This window comes from Bacillus sp. GMa5/1, assembly GCF_050172015.1.
GTDB classification, from domain to species: domain Bacteria; phylum Bacillota; class Bacilli; order Bacillales; family Bacillaceae_G; genus Bacillus_A; species Bacillus_A cereus.
Genome location: NZ_JBNLYC010000017.1, coordinates 49416 through 55718 on the forward strand (window position 1 = coordinate 49416; position 6303 = coordinate 55718).

Here is a 6303-nt window from a genome sequence, read left to right on the forward strand (position 1 = left end):
GGAGTTAATAAATGGAGACATATAGCCCTAAACAAATTGCAAATGTCTTAAATGTTAGTACAACAACTTTGAGAAGATATGAAGAACAAAATCTCATTCCTGTTGTGCCAAGAACGGAAAGTAATCACCGGTTTTATACATCGATACACTTTCAAGCATTTATTACCATTAGAGCATTATTAAAAGGATATGATATACCTATTGTTTATAAAGTTATGAGGATGATTAAAAACGTAAAGTTTGAAGAAGCACTTTGGTTAATTAATGAACAGCAATTCAATGTTCAGGTGGAGAAAAAACGAGTAGAAGAAATACTAAACATGATTCAAAATGCTGATTTTACTAAATATAAAAATGTAGAGTTAAATGAACGCATGAGCATTGGAGAGGCTGCAAACATAGCAGGCGTAAATACTTCGGCTATCCGTCATTGGGAACATGAAGGGTTAGTCCACTCAGAAAGAAATAAAGAAAACGGTTATAGAATGTTTCCAATATCTGAACTGCGTAAAATACTGGTTATAAGCAGTTTGAGAAAAACCGTGTATTATATAGAAAATATGAAAAGCTTGCTAGATGATTTAGAAACATTACACTATGGAAAAATTGAACGTTCCTTTCAGTTGGCTTTAGAAAACTTGAACAATCAACTATTACTCCAATTTAAAGGAATCGAAGAACTGATGAAATATATACACTTTTACGAGTAAGCAAATATGTAAAAAGAGCTAGGCACAATGCTTAGCTCTTTTCCTTTTGTTATCACTTCTTCAAAACCGGTATCCAAATTTCACTTTTAAAGTTTGGAGAAGATATATCTTTCTGTTTATTCCACAATATCTCCGGTCCTTCCGCTAGTTCATAGTTCGAAGAAGGGAACCATTCAGAGTAAATACGTCCCCATACATTTTGTAATGCATCAGGAAATGGACCGACAGCTTCGAATATAGCCCATGTTGAAGCAGTAACTTCAAGCTGTTTAAACTGCTCTGGACAATCCTTTGTTGTGGCTACTCCAATGTAGTGATCGAGTTCGCCTTTTTCCTCCATTCTTCCTTCAGAAAAGTTAGTAGAAGCACTAATGATTCCAGTAGGTTCAATGTTTGAAAGGGACTTTAATGTTTGAATAGAATCTGGGTTTAAACTTTTCCACATAGAAGCAATTTCTTCATTTACACCGTTAAAAACGATTGGTACTCGTTTTGTAATACCTATAATTCGAAATGGCTCTTTTTCTTCAATTCGATAGTTCATTTCATTTCCTCCTTGAATGGATAATTGGAAGGTCATTGGTGAATAAGCCTTCAAAGAATGGCTACTATTTCGGGCCTCTGAAGGTGTTATACCGTGCAAGTTTTGAAATGCACGGGCGAATGAATCTGGTGAGTTGTAGCCATATTTTATAGCGACATCAATGACTTTTGCATCGCTATTTTTTAGTTCAAAGGCAGCGAGAGTAAGACGTCTACAGCGAATATAATCAGATAGTGATATACCTGCTAAAAACGAAAACATTCTTTTAAAGTGATACTCAGAACAGAGAGCTAGCCTCGCAACTTCTTTAAAATCAATTTCATTCGTAAGGTTATCTTCAATATAGCGCATTGCAGTATTCATATTTTTAAGTGAATCCATATTATGACCTCCTCTGTACATAGAATAGCAGGAACGAAATAGCTCCATCCGACATTTCGTGCACAACTTTGTAGGGGACATTTTTAACCTTACAAAATTGTAATGTTCCTGTAAGGAGAATGAATGGATGGTATGATATCCCAATGTTATAGTAACAAAGTACTTTTGTTCAGTAGGTTAAATTTTTATATCTTTACTTATGCGTCTTACATAACTGTCATGTTTGTGTAAGAAACATCGATAGTGGCAAGAGTAGAGAGTGTATATAGTTGAAAATAGAGAATAGAAGAAATGAGGGATGTCGAGATGAAAACAGTGTTAGAAGCAAAAAATATTGAAAAAGTGTACGACACGGGTGGGAATAAATTTGCAGCGTTAAAAGGTATTAACTTACAAGTAAAAGAAGGTGAGTTCGTTGGAATTATGGGACCTTCTGGTTCTGGTAAGACGACTTTACTAAATGTTCTTTCTACAATTGATAATGCGACGAACGGTGAAATTTTAATTGATGGAAAAGATATTGTAAAGATGAATGATGATAAGTTAGCGTTATTCCGCCGTGATCATTTAGGTTTCATTTTCCAAGATTATAACTTATTAGATACGTTAACGGTGAAAGAGAATATCGCTTTACCACTTGCGTTATCAAAGGTGAAAGCGAGTGAGATTGATCGCCGCGTTCTTGAAATCTCAAAGAAATTCGGTATTGATCATATTTTAAGTCAGTTCCCATATCAAGTATCTGGTGGACAGAAGCAGCGCTGTGCAGCATCGCGTGCAATTGTTACGAATCCAAGTATGATTTTCGGAGACGAGCCAACTGGAGCACTTGATTCTAAATCTGCAACAGATTTACTTGAAAGTATGAAGTCGTTAAATGAATATGATAACTCAACAATTTTAATGGTAACGCACGATGCATTTGCAGCAAGTTATTGTAAACGAGTTATTTTCATTAAAGATGGTGAACTATATAAAGAATTACACCGCGGTGAATCGACGCGTAAACAGTTCTTCCAAAAAATTGTTGACGTAATGTCTTCTATTTCTGGAGGTATGGCTGATGACCTTATCTAGCATTGCCCTCCGCAACATACAGCGGAACTTTAAAGACTACTTTGTATATTTTGCATCTATGATTTTTAGTATCGTTATTTATTTTACATTTAAAGCACTGCAATATAATTCACAAATGGAAAAAGCAGCAGAAGCTTCAAAAAAAATTAGTGGAGCGTTCCAAGTTTCAAGTGTGATGCTTATCATTTTCGTAGCAGTGTTCATTATATATTCGAACGGATTCTTTACACGTAAACGTAAAAAAGAAGTTGGCTTATATTCGTTATTAGGTATTCGTAAAAGACAAATTGGTAAAATGCTCTTTTATGAAAATATGTTAATGGGATTAATGTCATTAGTAATTGGGATTGCGATCGGTAGTGTCCTTTCAAAATTATTCCTTGAGTTATTAGTAAATATGATGGGATTAAATTTAAACGTTCATTTTGAAGTACCGATGGCTGCCATTATTGATACAGCAATTATTTTCTTTGTGATTATTTTATATACATCACTTCAAGGATATCGTTTAATTTATCGCTTTAAGTTAATTGAACTTTTCCGTGCAGAACGTGAAGGAGAAGCAATGCCAAAAGGATCTGTCATTATGGCATTAATTTCAGTTTTCTTAATCGGTTCAGGTTATTTTTTAGCATTAATGTACATGAAAGCAGTTATGTATGCAGACTTTATGGTCGTTGCATTATATATTTTATTAGCGACAGTAGCAGGGACTTATTTACTGTTCATGTTCTTCACAGTATTTGTATTGAAACGTGCAAGAAATAATAAGTCAGCATTTTATAATGGTATGAATATGGTAACGACATCACAGTTACTATATCGTATTAAAGGAAATGCGAAATCACTGGCGACAATCGCTATTTTAAGTGCGGTAACATTAACAGCGGTTGGTACGTCAGTTACGATGTATTACAACACATTTACGCAATCAAAAGTTGCTGCGCCGTATAGTTATTCCTATGAGAAAAAAGATGCAGCATTAGATAAAAAAGTAAATGAAATACTTGCTGGAGAGAAGAATAATCACCCAGTCACATATGAATCAGAAGTTGAAATGATTCCTGTGAAGGGAACATTTAAAGGTGAAAGAGCTGATCAAGTTCTGAACACACACTATAATGTTACGAATCAGTACCAGCTTATTTCTCAATCAAGCTTTAATACACTTGTGAAACATTTAGATGTAGAACCTGTAAATTTAAGTGCGAATGAAGCTTTCGTATATGATAGCTTATATATTGAGAAACTTGATTTTGGTCCTCTTTATACAGGAAATACAGCTGTATTCCCTGTTGGAAACGAGTCAAAAGAATTAAAAATTAAAGGTGTAAATAATAGAAGCCTTACAAATTTAAATGAACTATTTGTAATCGTTCCTGATAAAACATATGAGCAAGTGAAACAAGTAAACGAAACGCGTACTGTAAAAAATATTGATGTAAAAGGTGAGCGAAATAGTAAAGAGTTAACAGCAAAATTAGCAAGCATTATGCCAGCTGGAGAATCAGAAGTTTTAAAACCATTTAACGATTTCTATACAGGATTCCAAATGGGGCTTGAAACAACAGGCTTAATGATGTTTATTGGGTTATTCTTAGGATTAGTATTCCTATTAGCAACAGGCTCAATCATTTACTTTAAACAATTAACAGAAGCAAGTGCTGACCGTGATCGCTACGTTGTTCTTCATAAAATTGGTGTAACGAAGCAAGAGATGAAGAGAGCTATCGCAAAACAAGTGAGCTTTATCTTTGCTATTCCGTTAGTAATTGGTATTTTACACAGCCTATTTGCACTAAAAGGTTTATCAAATATATTACCATTTGAAATTATGATTCCGCTTCTAATTAGTATCGGAGTATACGGCGCGATTTATATTGGATATTACTTCTTAACGGTTCGTTCTTATTATAAGATCGTGAGTGCGAAGTAATAAGGGACAGCTATCGCTATAGGCGATAGTTGTTTTTTTATTCTTCATAAAATCTTAAGAAATCTCCTCAATTTTTGTTAAGAAATAATAGTTATACTTAGAAACAAGTTAAAAACTATTGAACGAATGAGGAGAGGTTTATATGCAACTCATAACATTCTTACATGAATTTATTAAACATCCGAAACATACTGGTGCAATTGCGCCAAGTTCAAAAATATTAGCAAAGAAAATGGTAGATGTAATTGATTTTAATAAAGCGAAATGCATTGTAGAGTTAGGTCCTGGTACAGGAGTCTTTACGAAAGAAATTATGAAGAGAAAGAAGAAGGAAACAATATTTCTTCTTATTGAAATTAATGAAGTGTTTTGCAAGGAACTAAAGAGAAAATTTAAAGATGAGCAGAACGTCATTGTTGTACACGGTTCAGCCGAAAATATAAAAAAGTATATAGAAGATCTCAATATAGAATGCGTGGATTACGTTTTATCGGGATTACCTTTTACCTCTTTACCAGAAGAAGTTTCAAAGCGTATTTTAAACAATGTAATGGAAGGGATACATGAGAATGGTGAATTTATTACATTTCAATATTCACTTGTGAAAAAAGGATTTATACAGCATTTCTTCCCTGAAATTACACTAGAAAAAGTATGGCTCAATTTCCCGCCAGCCTACGTCTTTAGTTGTAAAAAAGAACTAAGGAGAGCATATGCATAATGGAATTACATGAATTATTATCTTATATTGAACAATACGGTTATTGGGCTTTATTTTTCTGTTTATGGTTAGGGATTATCGGTATGCCAATTCCAGACGAAATGATCGTAATGAGTGGTGGCTTTGTATCTTCACTAGGGATATTAAGTGTCATTCCTGCATTTTTATTAACATATTTAGGTGTTGTATCTGGGCTTTCTTTAGGTTATATATTAGGGAAAATATTTGGTACGAAAGTACTTGATAAGCTAATGAAAAAGAAAAAGGCGAAATATCTTTTGAAATCTCAACAAATGGTAGAGAAGTATGGTCATTATGCGTTAGTCACAAGTTACTTCATACCAGTTGTAAGACATATCGTACCGTATTTAGTTGGAATGAATAACATGTCATTTAAGACGTATGCTTTGTATTCTTATACGACAGGATTTGTTTGGACACTCGTTTACTTTGTGCTCGGTGCTTTATTTGGACAACATATTGAAAGTATTGTAGCGATCGCGATAGAATATGGCGTGTATTTTGGCGTGATTGTTTTTATAGTTACAGGTATTCTTTATTTATATAGACAAAAAAGAATCACACTGATGAGTAAATAGAAGTAAAGAAAGTTTCTTCCAGTATGAAGGACAAGATAGGATTATAAGTATAAAATTATCTTTATTTAATGGTAAAATATAGGTAAGTAGTTAAGGAAGGAAGAGCGTTGTGCTACTTATTTTTAGCCTTATCTTAATTGGAATTATGTGCAGTATGAAAATAGTATCCTTACACATGATAGAACGACAAAAGGTAGAGGAACGATATGTATATTGTCCAAAATGTGATACGAAAATTAGAAGAGGAAATTCAGCTCCTTTTTGTTCAAAATGTAATTTAATATTTTAAAAATAAAAAGTCCGAAATCACTTTATATAGTTTCGGACTTTTTATT

The 6303-nt window shown here is 33.4% G+C and carries 7 protein-coding genes; 6 read left to right on the forward strand and 1 reads right to left on the reverse strand.

All coding sequences use genetic code 11. From position 1 onward, the window contains the following. The first annotated feature begins 11 nt into the window (after positions 1-11). Positions 12-710: a MerR family DNA-binding transcriptional regulator gene (locus ACQGSG_RS07020; protein ID WP_061654856.1), complete on the forward strand. Its 699-nt coding sequence runs from the start codon at positions 12-14 to the stop codon at positions 708-710. 52 nt (positions 711-762) lie between these two features. Here ACQGSG_RS07020 and ACQGSG_RS07025 read toward each other — a convergent pair whose 3' ends face one another. Continuing rightward, positions 763-1635 carry an AraC family transcriptional regulator gene (locus tag ACQGSG_RS07025; RefSeq protein ID WP_000377728.1) on the reverse strand — a complete coding sequence of 291 codons (873 nt, stop codon included), beginning with the start codon at positions 1633-1635 and terminating at the stop codon, positions 763-765. Between the two features lie 306 nt (positions 1636-1941). On the opposite strand from ACQGSG_RS07025, the gene ACQGSG_RS07030 reads away from it, so the two are divergent. The 5 genes from ACQGSG_RS07030 to ACQGSG_RS07050 all read left to right on the forward strand — a co-directional run bounded on the left by ACQGSG_RS07030 (position 1942) and on the right by ACQGSG_RS07050 (position 6257). Beyond that, positions 1942-2712 carry an ABC transporter ATP-binding protein gene (locus ACQGSG_RS07030; RefSeq protein ID WP_000859655.1) on the forward strand — a complete coding sequence of 257 codons (771 nt, stop codon included), beginning with the start codon at positions 1942-1944 and terminating at the stop codon, positions 2710-2712. Next, positions 2699-4648 (forward strand): ABC transporter permease, encoded by a 1950-nt coding sequence (locus tag ACQGSG_RS07035; RefSeq protein ID WP_000176154.1) that lies wholly within the window; start codon positions 2699-2701, stop codon positions 4646-4648. The genes ACQGSG_RS07030 and ACQGSG_RS07035 overlap by 14 nt, the downstream gene beginning before the upstream one ends. 142 nt (positions 4649-4790) lie before the next feature. Next, positions 4791-5369 (forward strand): class I SAM-dependent methyltransferase, encoded by a 579-nt coding sequence (locus tag ACQGSG_RS07040; protein ID WP_001176053.1) that lies wholly within the window; start codon positions 4791-4793, stop codon positions 5367-5369. Then, a complete protein-coding gene (locus ACQGSG_RS07045) occupies positions 5369-5968 on the forward strand; it encodes a DedA family protein (protein WP_098015179.1) in 600 nt (199 codons plus the stop codon). Before ACQGSG_RS07040 ends, ACQGSG_RS07045 begins: the two co-directional genes overlap by 1 nt. 109 nt (positions 5969-6077) lie before the next feature. Continuing rightward, complete coding sequence (locus tag ACQGSG_RS07050; RefSeq protein WP_001986677.1) at positions 6078-6257, forward strand: hypothetical protein; 180 nt, start codon at positions 6078-6080, stop codon at positions 6255-6257. Positions 6258-6303 lie beyond the last annotated feature (46 nt).

Bases quoted from the DNA above. Each gene is read 5' to 3' on its own strand.
- ACQGSG_RS07020 (WP_061654856.1), top strand. From the start codon at position 12: ATGGAGACATATAGCCCTAAACAAATTGCAAATGTCTTAAATGTTAGT.
- ACQGSG_RS07040 (WP_001176053.1), top strand. From the start codon at position 4,791: ATGCAACTCATAACATTCTTACATGAATTTATTAAACATCCGAAACAT.
- ACQGSG_RS07025 (WP_000377728.1), bottom strand. From the start codon at position 1,635: ATGGATTCACTTAAAAATATGAATACTGCAATGCGCTATATTGAAGAT.
- ACQGSG_RS07030 (WP_000859655.1), top strand. From the start codon at position 1,942: ATGAAAACAGTGTTAGAAGCAAAAAATATTGAAAAAGTGTACGACACG.
- ACQGSG_RS07045 (WP_098015179.1), top strand. From the start codon at position 5,369: ATGGAATTACATGAATTATTATCTTATATTGAACAATACGGTTATTGG.
- ACQGSG_RS07035 (WP_000176154.1), top strand. From the start codon at position 2,699: ATGACCTTATCTAGCATTGCCCTCCGCAACATACAGCGGAACTTTAAA.